This window comes from Vibrio pomeroyi, assembly GCF_024347595.1.
Lineage (GTDB): Bacteria > Pseudomonadota > Gammaproteobacteria > Enterobacterales > Vibrionaceae > Vibrio > Vibrio pomeroyi.
The window spans coordinates 409,518-425,907 of sequence record NZ_AP025506.1; the positions used below are offsets into that span (position 1 = coordinate 409,518).

Annotated in this window: 17 protein-coding genes; 9 read left to right on the plus strand and 8 right to left on the minus strand. The window is 45.8% G+C overall.

Annotation, left to right across the window (positions count from 1 at the left end; translation table 11 throughout):
• Nucleotides 1–61: 61 nt before the first annotated feature.
• Nucleotides 62–505, minus strand: a complete 444-nt coding sequence (locus OCV12_RS01840; RefSeq protein ID WP_123326438.1) for a GatB/YqeY domain-containing protein — start codon at nt 503–505, stop codon at nt 62–64.
• Nucleotides 506–530: 25 nt separating this feature from the next.
• Nucleotides 531–746, minus strand: coding sequence for a 30S ribosomal protein S21 (gene rpsU, locus OCV12_RS01845; protein WP_004396009.1), 216 nt, complete (start codon nt 744–746; stop codon nt 531–533).
• A 258-nt stretch (nt 747–1,004) separates the two neighbouring features.
• Between rpsU and tsaD the strand changes: the two genes are divergently transcribed.
• On the plus strand, nt 1,005–2,021 hold the full coding sequence (tsaD, locus tag OCV12_RS01850; protein WP_017629386.1) for a tRNA (adenosine(37)-N6)-threonylcarbamoyltransferase complex transferase subunit TsaD: 1,017 nt from the start codon (nt 1,005–1,007) through the stop codon (nt 2,019–2,021).
• Nucleotides 2,022–2,127: 106 nt separating this feature from the next.
• Nucleotides 2,128–2,943: an alpha/beta fold hydrolase gene (locus tag OCV12_RS01855; RefSeq protein ID WP_261885229.1), complete on the plus strand. Its 816-nt coding sequence runs from the start codon at nt 2,128–2,130 to the stop codon at nt 2,941–2,943.
• Nucleotides 2,944–3,003: 60 nt separating this feature from the next.
• Here OCV12_RS01855 and plsY read toward each other — a convergent pair whose 3' ends face one another.
• On the minus strand, nt 3,004–3,600 hold the full coding sequence (gene plsY, locus OCV12_RS01860; RefSeq protein WP_017629384.1) for a glycerol-3-phosphate 1-O-acyltransferase PlsY: 597 nt from the start codon (nt 3,598–3,600) through the stop codon (nt 3,004–3,006).
• A 138-nt stretch (nt 3,601–3,738) separates the two neighbouring features.
• On the opposite strand from plsY, the gene folB reads away from it, so the two are divergent.
• Genes folB through OCV12_RS01875 form a run of 3 tightly spaced genes read left to right on the plus strand, consistent with a single transcriptional unit; the run spans nt 3,739 to nt 5,396 of the window.
• Nucleotides 3,739–4,098: a dihydroneopterin aldolase gene (folB, locus tag OCV12_RS01865; RefSeq protein WP_017629383.1), complete on the plus strand. Its 360-nt coding sequence runs from the start codon at nt 3,739–3,741 to the stop codon at nt 4,096–4,098.
• On the plus strand, nt 4,095–4,577 hold the full coding sequence (gene folK, locus OCV12_RS01870; RefSeq protein ID WP_123287345.1) for a 2-amino-4-hydroxy-6-hydroxymethyldihydropteridine diphosphokinase: 483 nt from the start codon (nt 4,095–4,097) through the stop codon (nt 4,575–4,577). The genes folB and folK overlap by 4 nt, the downstream gene beginning before the upstream one ends.
• A gap of 15 nt (nt 4,578–4,592) precedes the next feature.
• On the plus strand, nt 4,593–5,396 hold the full coding sequence (locus tag OCV12_RS01875) for an undecaprenyl-diphosphate phosphatase (protein WP_239848597.1): 804 nt from the start codon (nt 4,593–4,595) through the stop codon (nt 5,394–5,396).
• A 91-nt stretch (nt 5,397–5,487) separates the two neighbouring features.
• Here the strand turns inward: OCV12_RS01875 and OCV12_RS01880 are convergent, their stop codons facing one another.
• Nucleotides 5,488–6,804, minus strand: coding sequence for a multifunctional CCA addition/repair protein (locus OCV12_RS01880; RefSeq protein WP_261885230.1), 1,317 nt, complete (start codon nt 6,802–6,804; stop codon nt 5,488–5,490).
• 36 nt (nt 6,805–6,840) lie between these two features.
• Here OCV12_RS01880 and OCV12_RS01885 point away from each other — a divergent pair, with 36 nt between their 5' ends.
• On the plus strand, nt 6,841–8,511 hold the full coding sequence (locus OCV12_RS01885; protein ID WP_261885231.1) for an ExeA family protein: 1,671 nt from the start codon (nt 6,841–6,843) through the stop codon (nt 8,509–8,511).
• The gene (locus OCV12_RS01890; RefSeq protein ID WP_261885232.1) at nt 8,511–9,485 is read left to right on the plus strand and encodes a general secretion pathway protein GspB; all 975 of its coding nucleotides are present in this window, start codon (nt 8,511–8,513) and stop codon (nt 9,483–9,485) included. Before OCV12_RS01885 ends, OCV12_RS01890 begins: the two co-directional genes overlap by 1 nt.
• Nucleotides 9,486–9,609: 124 nt before the next feature.
• On the opposite strand, the gene OCV12_RS01895 is transcribed toward OCV12_RS01890, so the two are convergent.
• The 3 genes from OCV12_RS01895 to OCV12_RS01905 all read right to left on the minus strand — a co-directional run bounded on the left by OCV12_RS01895 (nt 9,610) and on the right by OCV12_RS01905 (nt 12,498).
• Complete coding sequence (locus OCV12_RS01895; protein ID WP_017629377.1) at nt 9,610–10,221, minus strand: TIGR04211 family SH3 domain-containing protein; 612 nt, start codon at nt 10,219–10,221, stop codon at nt 9,610–9,612.
• 205 nt (nt 10,222–10,426) lie between these two features.
• Nucleotides 10,427–11,689 (minus strand): inorganic phosphate transporter, encoded by a 1,263-nt coding sequence (locus OCV12_RS01900; RefSeq protein WP_176680882.1) that lies wholly within the window; start codon nt 11,687–11,689, stop codon nt 10,427–10,429.
• Between the two features lie 128 nt (nt 11,690–11,817).
• On the minus strand, nt 11,818–12,498 hold the full coding sequence (locus OCV12_RS01905) for a TIGR00153 family protein (protein ID WP_017629376.1): 681 nt from the start codon (nt 12,496–12,498) through the stop codon (nt 11,818–11,820).
• A 207-nt stretch (nt 12,499–12,705) separates the two neighbouring features.
• On the opposite strand from OCV12_RS01905, the gene OCV12_RS01910 reads away from it, so the two are divergent.
• The gene (locus OCV12_RS01910) at nt 12,706–14,223 is read left to right on the plus strand and encodes a CYTH and CHAD domain-containing protein (RefSeq protein ID WP_017629375.1); all 1,518 of its coding nucleotides are present in this window, start codon (nt 12,706–12,708) and stop codon (nt 14,221–14,223) included.
• A gap of 51 nt (nt 14,224–14,274) precedes the next feature.
• On the opposite strand, the gene OCV12_RS01915 is transcribed toward OCV12_RS01910, so the two are convergent.
• Nucleotides 14,275–15,024 (minus strand): potassium channel family protein, encoded by a 750-nt coding sequence (locus tag OCV12_RS01915; protein WP_261885233.1) that lies wholly within the window; start codon nt 15,022–15,024, stop codon nt 14,275–14,277.
• A 97-nt stretch (nt 15,025–15,121) separates the two neighbouring features.
• Here OCV12_RS01915 and OCV12_RS01920 point away from each other — a divergent pair, with 97 nt between their 5' ends.
• The gene (locus tag OCV12_RS01920; RefSeq protein ID WP_261885234.1) at nt 15,122–16,378 is read left to right on the plus strand and encodes a methyl-accepting chemotaxis protein; all 1,257 of its coding nucleotides are present in this window, start codon (nt 15,122–15,124) and stop codon (nt 16,376–16,378) included.
• Nucleotides 16,379–16,390: the final 12 nt, after the last annotated feature.

Here is a 16,390-nt window from a genome sequence, read left to right on the forward strand (position 1 = left end):
CAGATACAAACAAGCCGTGCGTTCCGAAGGATTGCACGGCTTGTTGCAATTTGATTTGGGATTAAGCGAGTTTAGAACGAACTAAACCACTAACTTTACCCATATCTGCACGCCCTTGAATTTGTGGTTTCAAGATAGCCATTACTTTACCCATGTCTTGCATGCCCGCAGGTTGAGCTTCTGCAATTGCGCTATCAAGTAGTGCAATAACTTCTTCATCAGTTAGCGGTTGAGGCATAAAGCCTTCAAGTACAGCAATTTCTGCTTTTTCCACGTCAGCAAGATCTTGACGATTTGCCGATTCATATTGAGCAACAGAATCGCGACGTTGCTTAACCATTTTAACTAATACAGCAAGAATGTCGTCGTCGTTCAGAGTGATCCGTTCGTCAACTTCACGTTGCTTAATTGCTGAAAGAGCTAAGCGGATAGTGCCAAGGCGCGGTTTGTCCTTGGCTTTCATCGCTAATTTTTGCTCTTCTTTGAGTTGTTCAATAAGAGCCATAACTCAGTCCTTATGGATTAAGTTATTAGTACAGGCGAACGCGACGTGCGTTTTCGCGAGCTAGCTTCTTAGCGTGACGCTTTTGAGCTGCTGCTTTAGCGCGTTTGCGAACTGTAGTTGGCTTTTCGTAATGCTCGCGACGGCGAACTTCAGAAAGGATACCTGCTTTTTCACAAGAGCGCTTGAAACGACGTAGTGCAACGTCGAACGGTTCGTTTTCACGTACTTTAACTATTGGCATATGCCTTTCACCTCAGGGGTTATTCATTATCGCTGGCTACTCAGTACCAAATCAGAGAAGTTACCCATCGAGCTAACTCTCTATTCGCGTTTGGCCATTAACCAGCTTGATCAAAAATGGTGCGGAATTTTAATCCGATCACAGTAGCTTTGTAAAGCACTTTGTCGATTATAGTCTGTACAATATTTGTTTGAAGAGCTTAGGCAGGGTAATATTGCGCTAATTTCCCATTTTAGACGAAAGCGTGCCGAGAAAATTATGCGCATTATTGGTATTGAAACCTCTTGTGATGAAACAGGAATCGCAATTTATGATGATGAGCAGGGGCTGCTTTCTCATCAATTATATAGCCAAGTAAAACTGCACGCCGATTACGGTGGTGTGGTACCTGAGCTTGCTTCACGTGACCACGTGAAAAAGACCATTCCACTGATTAAAGCCGCTTTAGCGGAAGCTAACCTAACATCGAAAGATATTGATGGTGTGGCTTACACGGCTGGCCCAGGTTTGGTTGGCGCATTGCTTGTTGGCGCAACGATTGGCCGCAGTATTGCTTACGCTTGGGGCGTACCGGCAGTACCTGTTCACCACATGGAAGGTCACCTTCTTGCGCCAATGCTAGAAGATAATCCACCGCCGTTCCCATTTGTGGCACTGCTGGTTTCTGGCGGTCACACCATGATGGTTGAAGTGAAAGGTATTGGTGAATACAAGATCCTTGGCGAATCGATTGATGATGCGGCGGGTGAAGCCTTTGATAAAACGGCTAAGCTGATGGGCTTAGATTACCCAGGTGGCCCGTTGCTTTCTCGATTAGCAGAGAAAGGAACGCCAGGTCGCTTTAAGTTCCCTCGTCCTATGACCGATCGTCCGGGGCTCGACATGAGTTTCTCTGGTCTAAAAACATTTGCAGCGAATACGATTCGTGACAATGACAACGATGATCAAACTCGCGCGGACATTGCTTACGCATTCCAAGAAGCGGTTTGTGGCACCTTGGTAATCAAGTGTAAGCGTGCCTTGGAACAGACAGGCATGAAACGTATAGTGATTGCTGGTGGTGTAAGTGCAAACAAGCAACTGCGTGTTGAGCTTGAAGCGCTTGCTAAGAAAATTGGTGGTGAGGTGTACTACCCACGCACCGAGTTCTGTACTGATAACGGTGCCATGATCGCTTATGCGGGTATGCAGCGCCTGAAAAATGGTGAAACCGCTGACCTTTCAGTTCAAGCTACACCACGTTGGCCGATTGACCAATTAGAGCCAATTGCTTAATACATCAAGATGTTTCGATAAACGGTCGCCTAGTGCGGCCGTTTTTATATCCTAGCTTACCGACTATATGTCGATAAATTATTGCTGATAGAGATTAGGGAAGAAGATGAACAAGTTCACTGTAGACAATCAATCGATGGCGTACCTAGATGAAGGTGAGGGCCCGGTTGTTGTATTGGGTCACAGCTACCTTTGGGATAGCGCGATGTGGAAGCCGCAGATTGAGGCGTTGAAAACTCAGTACCGTTGTATTGTACCTGAGCTTTGGTCTCATGGTGAATCTGAAGCGGCACCGAGTGCAATGCGTAACCTGAAAGATTACGCTCAACATGTTTTGGCACTGCTTGATCACCTAAACATCGATAAGTTTTCAGTTGTTGGTTTATCGGTTGGAGGTATGTGGGGAACGGAGCTTGCCGAATTAGCACCTACGCGAATTCAGTCACTGGTATTAATGGATACCTTTGTGGGTCTAGAGCCAGAAGTTGCGCACGCTAAATACTTCAACATGTTAGACACCATCACTCAAACTAAGATGGTTCCTCAACCGATTGTTGAAGCTGTGGTGCCACTGTTCTTCGCAAACGATGCTCAAACCAACACACCAGATTTGGTTGAAGGTTTTACTCAGCAGTTATCTGAACTTCAGGGTGATAAAGCGGAAGAAGTGGCTCGCATCGGTCGAATGGTCTTTGGCCGTCGTGACATGATCGAATCAGTAGAGAACTTTGCATTGCCTGTGTTGATTGCGGTAGGTCAAGAAGATAAGCCGCGCCCAGTGCTTGAATCATACCTAATGCACGATTGCATTACAGGGAGTGAGCTAGTGGTGATTCCTGGCGCAGGTCATATTAGTTCGCTAGAGCAACCAGAGTTCGTAAATACGATGCTAAAAGGCTTTTTAGGTAAGCACCTGCTATAAGCACTCTCGATAGCGAAAATTTGTCGGCTTAAATCTTTATATTCAAACGGGTATATAAGGTTAAGCCGATTTTTTTTGTCCGAGTTTTGGCTCGCTGCCATCGAGTAGTCGGCGGATATTCTGGTGGTGACGTAGCACTATCAAACAGCACAACATGGCCACGGGCAGTGTGTATTGCGGTTTGACTAACCAAGCGTAGAAAGGTGCAAGTAGTACGGTGACCAGTGCTGCCAAAGAAGAGTAACGAAACAAAAACGCGACCACTAACCACGTCGCCATGATCATTCCCGTTAGATCGAATCCTATTGGGGCGATAGCGCCAAGTGCGGTTGCGACACCTTTACCACCTTTGAAATGGAAGAAGATCGGATACATATGGCCAAGACAGGCTGCAATGGCAACAACGCCTAAAATGATTGGGTCGATCTTGAGGTAATAGCCAAGCCAGACCGGTATGGTGCCTTTGAGCATGTCGCAAAGCAGTACTGACGCGGCAGCACCTTTACCGCCGACACGTAACACGTTGGTTGCTCCGGGATTATTCGAGCCCACCGTTCTTGGGTCAGGGAGCCTCAAGACTCGGCATATCAAGACCGCACTAGAGATTGAACCTAGTAAGTAGGCAGCAATGATCATGATAAGTGCCAATGGGGTCATGTCTGTCCTTAAACGGTTATAAGCCTAACGATGGGAAAATAATGCTCAATCCAAGAGTAATTGATATCATATCTCGAATTACGCAAATAATACGTTTTTTTCCCCAATATGGGTATCCGACCTCTAAAAGGACAAGTCATGGCACTGGATAAAGTTTTCATTGAACAGTTAGAAGTAATTACAACGATCGGTGTTTACGATTGGGAACAAGAGATCAAACAAAAACTGGTGCTTGATATTGAAATGGCTCATGACAACCGCCCAGCCGGTAAGAGTGATGATGTTGTTGACGCTTTGGATTACTCAACCGTGAGTACCGCTGTGCTTGACCATATTGCTAATGGTCGCTTCCTACTGGTTGAGCGTGTGGCAGAAGAAGTCGCTGAGTTAATCATGACTAAATTCTCTGTGCCTTGGATTAAGATCCGCTTAGCGAAGCCGGGTGCCGTTCCACAAGCAAAAGCTGTTGGCGTGATCATCGAACGAGGTCAAGCATGACAGTAGCCTATGTTGGTGTTGGCACGAACATAGATCGCGACAAGCATGCAAGGGTGGCATGGACAGAGCTTCAATCGTTAGGGATTAACCTTAAATGCTCTAAAATCTATCACTGTGAGCCTGTGGGTTTTAATAGCCACCCGTTTTATAACTTTGTGATAGAGCTCGACACATCACTTTCATTGACTGAATTTTCACAGCAACTTCGTAAAATTGAGTTTAAATGGGGTCGCTCTCAAGATGCGCACAAACTTCAAGATCGAAAGCTCGATCTTGATATTGTGCTGTTTGGAGACGTGGTTTCTGAGCGCGAACCAGAATTACCACGCAGTGATATCTATAAATATCCTTTTGTAACACAACCACTTTATGATCTCTGTCCTGCGAGAGTGATCCCGCAAGACGGACGAACCGTCAGTGAAATATGGCAGAAGATGCAGCAATTAGACTCGCTCTCTGTTGTAGATATAAAACTATAATTTTTAAGGTAAGTAATGAGTTATTTTGAAGCGTTTATATTGGCGTTGGTGCAAGGCTTTACTGAGTTTCTACCTATTTCCAGTTCTGCACACTTAATCCTTCCTTCTGCTGTTTTAGGCTGGGAAGATCAAGGCTTGGCTTTTGATGTCGCGGTCCATGTTGGTACTTTGGCTGCCGTGGTTATCTATTTCCGTAAAGAAGTGGTGTCTCTTTTGAGTGCTTTCTTTGGTTCGGTATTTAAAGGCGATCGCAGCAAAGAAGCGAAGCTAGCATGGATGATCATTCTCGCGACGATTCCTGCATGTATCTTTGGGCTGTTAATGAAAGACATTGTTGAGCTTTACCTGCGTAGCGCGTGGGTGATTGCGACAACCACTATCGTCTTTGGTCTGTTGCTATGGTGGGTGGACAAGAACTCAAGCCTACGTGATGACGAATACCAAGCGGGTTGGAAAAAAGCCTTGTTCATTGGTCTTGCTCAAGCAATGGCGATCATCCCGGGCACATCTCGTTCTGGCGCAACCATTACTGCAGCGCTTTACCTTGGCTTTACTCGTGAAGCGGCAGCTCGATTCTCTTTCTTGATGTCTATCCCAATCATCACTTTGGCTGGTGGTTACTTAGGTCTTAAGTTGGTGACAAGCGGTGACCCAATCCATGTTGGCACTCTGCTAACGGGCGTTGCGGTGTCTTTCATCAGTGCTTATATCTGTATTCACTTCTTCTTGAAGCTTATCTCTCGTATGGGCATGACACCATTTGTTATCTACCGCCTAATTCTAGGTTGTGGTCTGTTTGCTTTCTTAATGATGCAATAACAGACGCAGACAACAATCTCGTCGTAAAGATTGAAACAAAAGCCCGCTTAATCGCGGGCTTTTTCATGCGTGTTTATCAGCGCACTGAAGATTAGTGATTAGCGAGTTCTGCGAGGGCGCTTTCAATTGCCGCTGCTCTGCGCTTCTCTTGCTCTTCTCGAATATCTTTACCTTGAAAGCCATCGGCAATAATAGCCTTAACTTCGACTTGCAGCGCTGCTTTATAGGCCGCTTCAAAACGAGCTTTTTGAGGATAAGGTTGATCTTCTAGCCCTTTACGACCAGCGTGGTCGGCTTGGCAGCAAAGCAGAATGTCGTTGAGCCTGTCTGGTTTACGCCAAACATCGAACTTGTTCAGAACCTTAAGGAAGGTGGTTGGCTTGAGCTCACCTGCACGGTGGATATTCGAGTGCTGTTCACACACTAACAGTGCGAGATCTCTGAATTCATTGGGCACTCTTACTCGTTCACAAAGCTTCTTGATGATCTTCACGCCAGTATGGCAGTGCATTTTGTGGCTTGGCCACTCAGCTTGTGGTGTCACGCCTTTACCTAAGTCATGCACTTGAGCCGCAAAGCGCACTGGTAAAGATGGGCTTAGTCGCGCTGCTTGTTGAGCCACCATCAGCGTGTGAATACCTGTGTCGATTTCAGGGTGCCATTTCTCAGGTTGAGGGACACCAAATAGAGCGTCAATCTCTGGCAAAACAACCGCGAGTGCTCCGCATTCTCTCAGCACTGAAAGGAACACTTCTGGGTGCGGTGTGCTAAGAGACTTGTGCCACTCTTGCCAAACACGCTCTGCCGTAAGATGTGCGAGTTCACCAGATTGAACGATTTCACTCATCATCAACATGGTTTCAGGTGCAATCGTAAAGCTTAAGTGGTGAAGCTTGGCAGCGAAACGAGCTACACGCAGCACACGAAGTGGATCTTCAACAAAGGCATCGGATACGTGTCTAAGAATACGATCGGAGAGATCTTGCTGGCCGTGATAAGGATCGTGTAGGTTGCCTTCGTCATCTTGAGCGATGGCGTTGATCGTTAGATCGCGGCGCATGAGATCTTCTTTCAAGCTAACATCCGGCGCGAAGTAACATTCGAAGCCTGTGTAACCAGAGCCTGATTTTCTCTCAGTGCGAGCCAGTGCGTGCTCTTCCTTGGTTTTTGGATGCAGGAATACCGGGAAGTCTTTACCCACCGCAGTGAAGCCAAGGCTTTCCATCTGTTGAGGGGTACTGCCGACCACGACCCAATCTTTATCATAGCTGTTAATATTGAGTAGCTTATCGCGCACCGCCCCACCGACTAGATAGCGCTGTAGCCCATTCTCTTTTGGTAGGCTATCGTATATTTGCAACTTATCACCTCGAAATGTTTTATCACTGCTGGACTTTACGGCAAGCAATGGTACTTTCCATTAATCGTAATTATAGGGCAGCACATGTATAAGGAATATTTTGGCTTCGTTGAGATGCCATTTTCGATTGTACCAAATTCTCGTTATTTGTTTTTGAGTCATCGTCATCAAGAAGCGATGCAGAATCTACAAGCCGGTTTAGGCGAGGGTGGGGGCTTTGCGATGCTTACTGGTGAGGTAGGCACAGGTAAAACAACCGTCGCCAAAGCGATGTTGTCTTCACTCGATAATCAGACTCAAGCTGGCCTTATACTCAACCCTACATTTTCCAACACCGATTTGCTTGAAGCTATCTGTGATGAGTTTGAGGTCGACTACCCTGAACAAGCATCGCTTAAGCAGCTGAGTCAGGCTATTCATCATTTCCTGCTTGATAGCCATGCAGACGGTATTCAAACCTTATTGGTCATTGATGAAGCGCAACACCTCGCTGCCGATGTGTTGGAACAGCTGCGCCTTCTAACCAATTTGGAAACCGACAGTCGTAAGCTGTTAAAGGTGTTGCTGGTTGGTCAACCGGAATTGCAACAACACCTACAAACCACACAACTACGTCAGCTAGCGCAGCGCATTACTGGTCGCTATCACCTATTGCCTCTAAATACGGAAGAAACCGGCAAGTACATCGCGTTTCGTTTGGAAACGGCGGGTGGCGAACAGATGCTGTTTTCGAATCGCTCCATCAAGCTGATCGCCCAATACACTCATGGTATTCCAAGGTTGATTAACTTGGTGTGTGATAAAGCGCTGCAATTGGCTTTTCATGACGGAGAGCAGTTACCAAGCAATGAAACCGTCAGCAGAGCCTGCCAACAGGTTATGGCTTTTCAGGCGGATGTGTATCATGTTGAGAAGCCTCGTGGCACCGGTATAGCGCCAAAAATGTTTCAGTATGCAGGTATTGCTACATTAAGTGTCGGTCTTGCCATTGCGACCTTTAATTTCGCACCATCCTATATCGATTCATGGTTACCTGCAGAGACGGAAAGTGAAGCCAAAACTGAGGTGGTGGCACACGCTCAGCGCTCACTAGTAGCCGATACTCCCAAATTGGTTGAAGAACCTAAGCCAACCAAGTTCGTGCTGCCAAAACATATCCAACAACACTTGATGCAGGGAACCAACCGTTCTCTTGCGATTAAAGATCTCTACACCCTTTGGGGATATCAATCCTCTTTGCGTGATGGCTTGTGTTTAAGTGAGCCACAGAGTGTTTTTGTGTGTGAACAGCATCATTCTGATTTAGCGTCTCTGTTAGAGCTCGGCGTGCCAGTAGTGCTCAATCTAGAAATAGACCAAGAGCCTGTATTTGCTGTTCTCTATGGTGTGTCTGAGGATTCAGTCGAACTGCTCGTTAACGAAAAGCTATTGGCGATGCCAAAGCAATCCTTAGAACAAGTATGGCAAGGCGACTATGTCGCGATTTGGAAGCAGCCGTTAAGAGAGACCCTTAAAGAGGGCTATCAAGGTGAGGCGATTGCTATGTTGGATTTACTGCTTTCAGAAGTCTTAGGTGAAGTGGTGTCTGGCAGTGATGTGTTTGATAATGAGTTAAAAATGAAGGTGGAAGCCTTTCAGATTTGGCAAGGGATGTCTGTCGATGGCATCGCTGGTAAACGCACACTCGCAAGACTGCAAAGATTAGCGCAGCTTGATTCCCCTAAATTGATGTCACTGGAAGGAGGGGCAAGCTAATGTCACGTATTATGCATGAGCTTAAACACTCTTCTGGGAAACAGTCGTCTCTGAATCAGCACTCTCTTAGCAAACCAAGCTTCAAAGGCTACCAGAATCATCATGTGCCTAGCTCTGCTAAAGGGATGAGCAACAAACGAGGTTCATCGTTAGCGATGGGGCTGCTCCTAATTTTAGTTCCTTCCTTGCTGGTAGGTGGGGTTCTGGTCTATCAATCGTATAGCCAGACACAGACACACTTAGCCAACCAATCTGTTAATGCTGTGATGACAGAGTCAAAGCCTAAGCCAGAGCTTGAACCGAAAACCGTTGCTGCTGGAACAAAGAGTGAAGCAACAGCTGTCGAGCCTCCAGAAGATGATGCCTTGTTTGCTGTGCGTGTTGCTCCGACAAGCAAAGCGTTAAAAGCATTACCGCGCCAAGAGGTGTATGCGCAGATTGAGCTGGAAAGCAACAATGTTGCGGGTGGAACAACCGTTGCGATGGCCAATACCGATAGCACACCGCAAACAACAGCGAATGCAGAACCGGTACCAACCCAACCAACGGTTCAATCAAGTGCGAATGATGAGAGTGCTGACCTACAAGCCGATAGTGATTTGCTGCAAGGGTTGGATCTGACCGAGCTACCACCCGATTTGGCATTGAAGCTTGAATCCATCATGGGGGAGCAACAAAATGATGCGCCTGAACCGATGGACTCTAGGCCTGCCGGACAAGCGGGGTCGCAGGTCATCGAGTTAGAAACGCATACCAATAGCTTGTCTGGAGTGCTACCTAAGTTAGATCTACAGACTCACATGTATTCAAGCAGTGAAACCAAGCGTTGGGTAAAAGTGAATGGTCACGAAGTGGCACAAGGAGACTGGATCGACCAAGATATTCAGTTACTCGAGATTAAACCGCAATCAGTGGTTATTGAGTTCAATCAGCAGAAGATAGAAATTCCCGCATTGTACGAATGGAAAGGTTAGTGATGTTGCAATTGGCATGGTAGCTGAGTAGAAATTCAAGACAAATAAAAAGGAGCACCTCGGTGCTCCTTTTTGATATTCGCTACTGGATTTACCTTAGTGAAAGGCAAGTAAAGCGGTTAGCTTACGCCCAGCCGTTTGGTGACTTTCTGCGACGAGGCATGATGTGTGGTAGAACAAGGCCTAGAAGTAGACCGATACCAGCAACACCACCACCGTACATGAAGTACTTCAGCAGTAGGTCATCTTTCTGCGTGTCTAGCTTAGCGCGTAGTTCACGGTTTTCTGTTTGAGAGCTTGTTAGCTGTTGGCTAATTTCGCTGTAGTTCTGTTCAAGTTCAGCAATTTGCTTGTTACGAGAATCTAGAGAGCTCGCTAGGCCAGCTTTTTCACTGTCAGCACTTTGACGAGCGTTTGCTAGCTTGCCTTTTACTTCAGTCAGTTCTTTCTCTAGCTTAGGCATGCGCAGAGCCATGCTTTCTTGAGTGCTTACAAACTTACTTTCAACCCAGCCTTTACGGCCGCGGTTGTCTTGAATTTGGGTGTAACCCGTGCTCTTGTTAGTTTGTAGGTATGTAATCTTCTCACCAGCGTCAACACTACCGATGATACGGAAGGTATTGTTTGGGCCAGAATGCATATAAGTAAATAGTTTGTCAGCAATATAACGGTCTTGTGCAAAGGCAGCTGGAGCCGCAAGCATTGCGAACAAAACTAAGCTAATCAGTTTTTTCACAGTAAATCCCTTAACGATTCAAATTGGGTAGGCGGATGAGTCAGCCTCAATTAGCAAATAATATTTAGTTTCTTTATGCGGTGCAACAAAGAAGGGAGGCAAAGCCTCCCTTTCTGTGCGTTTGAGTCAATAATGACATGGCATTTACATATCGTTACTGAAGCTCACACTATTCTGACGCTAGTTATCACTAACGCAGTCGCGATTACATAGTAAACGCAGCTTGAATTCCGTAGAAGAACACAACAGCAAGTAGAGCACCTGCAGGTAGTGTCACAATCCAAGAAGCTACGATATTACGTACAACGCCTAAGTTCAGTGCTGCGATACCACGAGCAAAACCAACACCCAATACCGCACCAACAAGTGTTTGTGTAGTAGAGATTGGAAGGCCAGTACCTGAAGCAAGTACAACCGTACATGCAGTTGCAAGTTGTGCAGCAAAGCCACGGCTTGGTGTTAATTCTGTAATACCAGTACCAACGGTTGCCATTACTTTATGACCCATTGTTGCAAGACCAACAACGATACCGAAGCCACCTAGAGGAAGAATCCACCATGCGATAGTGCTCTTACCTGTGATTTCACCCATGTGCTCAACCGTAGATACAACAGCTGATAGTGGACCAATCGCGTTTGCAACGTCGTTTGAACCGTGTGCGAAAGCCATCGCACAAGCTGTGATAACCATTAGTACAGAGAAGATGCCTTCAACGCCAGCAAAGCCGTGGTCTTCTTCGCGGTTAGCGAATTTCTTCTGGATGTATAGGTAACCGCCGATCATAACAAGAGCAGAAACGCCAGCAGCCCAAACCCATGCTTCAGTGTTGCTTAGGTGAAGACCTACGTGCTTAAGACCTTTCTTGATAGTTACAAGTGCAATGACCATTGTAGTAATGAACATGTATACCGGTACAAAACGCTTCGCATTGAATAGCGGGTTTTCCGTATCAAAGATCAGTCGCTGCGCACTCACAAATATCACGTAAGCAAAGAAGCCGGAAATAACAGGTGTGATAATCCAACTGCCCACAATGCCTTGAACACTGTTCCAGTCAACTGCTTCTGTACCTACAGAGATACAAGCAAAACCGATGATTGCACCGATGATTGAGTGAGTAGTAGAAACAGGCCAGCCCATGTATGAAGCTAGAAGTAGCCATGTACCTGCAGCTAGAAGTGCAGACATCATACCGAACACAAGTACATCTGGTTGATGAGCGAATAGAGATGTTTCGATAACACCTTTACGGATCGTATCGGTAACTTCGCCACCGGCAAGATATGCACCAGCGAATTCAAAGATCATTGCGATAATGATCGCTTGTTTAACGGTTAGAGCTTTAGAGCCTACTGAGGTGCCCATTGCGTTCGCAACGTCATTTGCACCAATACCAATAGCCATCAAGAAACCGAAAGCTGCTGCAACAATAATCAGGACAGTGCCGTAGTTAGCAAGGATATCCATCGTAATACCTAGTTGTTTGATAACAAGCGGAGCAAATTTAGACGCAAAAAACCGCTCAGCGAGAGAAATACTCAGCGCATAAGTGGTTTGTTCAAAAAGTGCTCTTCGTTATATGGTTAACGTATGATTTAAGATCGAGAAAGCATTACTTCAAGACGAGCGCCTACACGCTGTGCTTGATCTGCAATACCACCAACCCATTCAAGAATTTTGTATAAGAACATGATATCAACTGGATTCAGACCGTCTTCGATCGCCATCAATTGTTGGCGTAGTTCGATCTGCATCGCATCCGTGTCATCTTCAATTACATCTAATTGATGAATCATTTCAGCAACGAGTGTTACTTCGCGGCCTTTAAAGCCAGTTTCAAGTAATTCGTCTAGTTCATTGATTACGTTTTGTGCTTGGTTCGCTGCATCTAGACAACGTTTAACGTAAGCGATGAAATTTTCTTGTAGAGGAGCAGGAATGACAAGTTGACGACCATATACACGGCCAGCAATGTCTTTCGCTAGGTTTGCAAGTTTGTCTTGCTGCGTTAATAGCTCCAACATATCGGTGCGATCAACCGGCATAAACAAACCACGAGGAAGTTTAAGGCGAATTTCACGTTTTAGTACGTCAGCTTCTTTCTCAAGGTGAGAAATTTGAGCTCGAATTTCAGCTGCTTTTTCCCAGTCACCCTTTGAAGAAACTTCAAAGAAATTAACCAGGTGAGAACAACATTCGTTCACGCATACTACGTGACGCTGCAAAGGTTTAATTGGGGACTTTGCAAATAACCCCATAATTGTATTTACTGGCATGGTCATCCAACCTAATAAATAATAACCTTAAAACAACATACACCATATTCATGGTGAAATGTTAAGCGATGGCTACAAAGTCGCGCATGTTAACCTAATCAATCTCTCATTAAAACTGTTTTAGATCATCATAAGGGCGATATTTCTGACTTGCCGAGTTTTTAAATTGGCAATATCCTGTCCCTATCTTCACAGAAAGGTATAACTATGGAAACCGAGATAGAACTGAAGTTTTTTGTTTCTCCTGATTTTTCAGAGACTTTACGCAATAAAATTGCTGAAACTAAAGTACTTCAGCACAGTTGTCGCGAGCTAGGTAACATCTACTTTGACACCCCTGACAACTGGCTACGTAAGCACGATACAGGCTTACGCATTCGACGCTTTGATGACGTATTTGTACAAACCGTAAAGACCGCAGGACGTGTCGTTGCTGGCTTGCATCAAAGGCCGGAATACAACGCTGAGCATGACAGCAATGAGCCTAAGCTCGCTCTGCACCCAGAAGATATCTGGCCAGCAGGTAAAGATATCGAAACGCTGCAAGCTGAGCTTACACCTCTGTTCTCTACTAACTTCACTCGTGAGCAGTGGTTGATTGGTATGCCAGATGGTAGCCAAGTTGAAGTGGCTTTTGACCAAGGCTTTGTTGAATCTGGTGACCAGCAAGAGCCAATTTGCGAAGTCGAATTAGAACTTAAATCCGGTCAAACCGATGCTCTATTTACACTGTCTCGTCAATTCTGCGAGCAAGGCGGCATGCGCCTAGGCAATCTCAGCAAAGCAGCTAAGGGTTACCGTCTTGCTCAAGGTTATCAAGGAGATGAAGTTACTCCTTTGACCTTAGTTGATACTGACAAAAGTGATACCGTTGAATCGTGTTTCATTCAATCTTTAGAGCATGCTCTCGCTCATTGGCATTATCACGAGCAGATCTTCACTGAGCGTCAATCGATTGAAGCGCTGCATGAGATCAGTCACTCGCTGAGTTTTATTCGCCAAACCTTCACTATCTATGGCGGCATTGTTCCAAGACGAGCAAGTGCGATTTTACGTCAAGAGTTAAAGTGGCTTGAGCAAGAGCTTGAGTGGCTAAAAAGCTATGACCACTTTGAAGATTTGCTGGAAGATAAAGGCCATGTGCTGCGCAAACTCGATGCGCGTAAGTTCTTGGTGGCTGAGCTAAAAGAGATGCAAGAGCAACTTCCAGATCGTGAAGACTTGCTTACCTTGCTGAGTTCGGCTCGTTACACTGGTTTATTGCTAGACCTGAGTCGTTGGATCCTGTCTCGTGGTTGGCAGCCTTTCTTAGATGAAAAAGCGCGTGAGCAAATGGCTCGTGGTATCGAATGGTTTTCGGTTAAGCAGCTTGATCGCACATGGGCGGACTTGATGGAAGCTTTCCCACCTGAACGTGTGATGACTAGCCAAGCGTATATTGATCAGCAATACCGTTTGATGCGCAATCTATACTCGGGTGTGGGGTTCGCGAGCTTGTACGATGACGAGGAGCGTAATAGCTTCCGTCTGCCATGGGCTGACATGGTGCAAGGTATTGATGACTTGCTGGCACTCAAAACATTAGAGCCGTTAACTGAGAAGTTAGAAGGCGATGAGAAGGTTCAGCTAGAGCGCTGGTTGGCTCGTCAAGAGGTATCTATCCTGCATGCGATGGAGCAGACGCGCCAAATCAGTGTAGAAGTTGAGCCATACTGGCAAGACTAACCTCAACACCAGTATCAATATAAGTATGAATTTGAAAATAGGGCTTCGGCCCTATTTTTTTGTTTGTTTTTCCAGAGCATCTAGCCGTTCAAGTATCAGTTGTTGCTGTTCTAAAATCTTATCTAACTTGCGCTCTTTGTTTTCTCGTTGCTGATTTTGAAGATCAGTCGGAGAGGTAATCAGAGAAGTAATCAAACCTGAAATCATACCGAATACACCTACTCCGCAGATGATCACCATCGAAGCCACTAACTGACCCGAAGTCGTCACTGGGTAATGGTCGCCATAGCCTACAGTACTAATGGTCACAAACGCCCACCATAAAGCATCATGACCCGTAGTGATGTTGGCATTGGGATCTTTGTGTTCTAACAGCAAGATCGTGCCAGCGCCGATAGTCAGTAAGATCACCAATAGCAGAATGATCGAGGCGAAGGTGGTCTCTTTACGATTGCGAAATAGCTCTCTGAATACTCGCTTACTTGAACGCAGAACGAGAATGACACGCAGGATCTGAAAAATGCGAGCGAAACGAAGCGGTTCGATCATAGGGATGCTTGCTAAGAAATCGATCCAGTGTACTTTTAGGTATTCTTTCTTGTTTTGTGATCTGAATAGATCAATCGTGAGCTGAAAAAGAAAAACACTACAGATTATAAAATCGAGGCCGATAAGGACTTGTTTCGATTCTTTATCAATCGGCGCAAACAACAAGCCAGAGATCACAAATAACGCTAAGAAAGAGAGAATCAGTGATAATAAGCTCATCGGCTTGGTTGTGTCTTTGATACTATTTAACATTCATACGAGGCTCAAAATAAATCGCGAACTGTGACTCCAATAGCCATCTCGCGGATATAGAAGCCATCAATATATAAGAGTTAATGGAGAACTGACAATGACTAAACTGTCATTCAAGCCGTGGGAAAGGGTAATCTCTGACGTTCGTCTCGTTCCAAAAATGGTCATGCTGATGATATTCAGCACTATCTTGATCATTTCGAAGCAGTTATGGGACGCGAGCACGTTTTACGATTCATTGCTTGCAGTAACGAACAATGCGCAAGTTGCACAGCAGCATTACGAGACTTACCTAGTTCAAGTGGTTTGGCAAACAGCCTTGATGATCATTGTGTTTGTGGTTCTTCTATTAGCGGCGGCACGTGTGATGCTGCGCCAAACCCAATACCTAAACGATGCAATCAAAACCATGGCAAACAAGAACCTGTCAGTGCCAATTCACATGGATTGTAAAGATGAATATGGCGACGTGGCACGAGAGCTTGAGAAAACACGAGTGCAACTGCATGACATGGTTAAAGCTCAGGTTGCATCCTCAGATGAACTGTTTGCTTTGACTGAAGTGATGACCATTAGCATGTCTGAAACCAAAGAGTCGGCGCAAGAAGAGTTCAACGAGATCGATCAGCTGGCAACGGCAATGAGCGAGATGACCTCTACGGTTCAAACGGTGGCTGAACATGCACAAAGTGCTTCTTCTCTAACAGAGCAGGCATCAGGCCAAGCATTGACGGGTCAGAAGTTCGTTCAGGGTTCTGTGTCTAAGATGAGTGAACTGTCTTCAGATATCGCAGCTTCAGCGGCAGCGGTAAACCAAGTTGAAGAGCGCGTGGATTCAATCGGCAGCGTTGTGGGTACTATCCAAGGCATTTCAGAACAAACCAACTTACTGGCACTAAACGCAGCGATTGAAGCGGCGCGTGCTGGTGAAGCGGGTCGTGGTTTTGCGGTTGTTGCTGATGAGGTTCGTAACCTTGCACAACGTACGCAACAAGCGACGGTAGAAATTCAAGACATGATCAGCCACCTACAAACCAGTGCGAATTCGGCTGTAGAGCTGATGGAAAAGAGTGTTGTGGAAGCGGCTGAAGGTGTGGATCTGGTGACCAATGCGGGCTCTGAGCTAGATGGTATCGTAAGCCAAGTAAACCAAATCAATGACATGAACTTCCAAATCGCAACCGCTGCAGGCCAACAAAGCAGTGTTGCTGAAGAGATGAGCGTTAATCTGACCAATGTTCGTGAGCTGGTTGAAGCTTCTGTTGTCGTGGTTGGCGAGCTGCTTGAAACTTCTCAACTTATGGAAAGTAACGCGCAAGAACTCGACGGTAAGATTAAGCAATTTAAGGTATAGCTTTGAGTTCTA

What these genes read in the sequence shown, in the direction of transcription:
- OCV12_RS01840 (WP_123326438.1), bottom strand. Translation starts at nt 505, where the DNA reads ATGGCTCTTATTGAACAACTCAAAGAAGAGCAAAAATTAGCGATGAAA.
- rpsU (WP_004396009.1), bottom strand. Translation starts at nt 746, where the DNA reads ATGCCAATAGTTAAAGTACGTGAAAACGAACCGTTCGACGTTGCACTA.
- tsaD (WP_017629386.1), top strand. Translation starts at nt 1,005, where the DNA reads ATGCGCATTATTGGTATTGAAACCTCTTGTGATGAAACAGGAATCGCA.
- OCV12_RS01855 (WP_261885229.1), top strand. Translation starts at nt 2,128, where the DNA reads ATGAACAAGTTCACTGTAGACAATCAATCGATGGCGTACCTAGATGAA.
- plsY (WP_017629384.1), bottom strand. Translation starts at nt 3,600, where the DNA reads ATGACCCCATTGGCACTTATCATGATCATTGCTGCCTACTTACTAGGT.
- folB (WP_017629383.1), top strand. Translation starts at nt 3,739, where the DNA reads ATGGCACTGGATAAAGTTTTCATTGAACAGTTAGAAGTAATTACAACG.
- folK (WP_123287345.1), top strand. Translation starts at nt 4,095, where the DNA reads ATGACAGTAGCCTATGTTGGTGTTGGCACGAACATAGATCGCGACAAG.
- OCV12_RS01875 (WP_239848597.1), top strand. Translation starts at nt 4,593, where the DNA reads ATGAGTTATTTTGAAGCGTTTATATTGGCGTTGGTGCAAGGCTTTACT.
- OCV12_RS01885 (WP_261885231.1), top strand. Translation starts at nt 6,841, where the DNA reads ATGTATAAGGAATATTTTGGCTTCGTTGAGATGCCATTTTCGATTGTA.
- OCV12_RS01890 (WP_261885232.1), top strand. Translation starts at nt 8,511, where the DNA reads ATGTCACGTATTATGCATGAGCTTAAACACTCTTCTGGGAAACAGTCG.
- OCV12_RS01900 (WP_176680882.1), bottom strand. Translation starts at nt 11,689, where the DNA reads ATGGATATCCTTGCTAACTACGGCACTGTCCTGATTATTGTTGCAGCA.
- OCV12_RS01905 (WP_017629376.1), bottom strand. Translation starts at nt 12,498, where the DNA reads ATGCCAGTAAATACAATTATGGGGTTATTTGCAAAGTCCCCAATTAAA.
- OCV12_RS01910 (WP_017629375.1), top strand. Translation starts at nt 12,706, where the DNA reads ATGGAAACCGAGATAGAACTGAAGTTTTTTGTTTCTCCTGATTTTTCA.
- OCV12_RS01915 (WP_261885233.1), bottom strand. Translation starts at nt 15,024, where the DNA reads ATGTTAAATAGTATCAAAGACACAACCAAGCCGATGAGCTTATTATCA.
- OCV12_RS01920 (WP_261885234.1), top strand. Translation starts at nt 15,122, where the DNA reads ATGACTAAACTGTCATTCAAGCCGTGGGAAAGGGTAATCTCTGACGTT.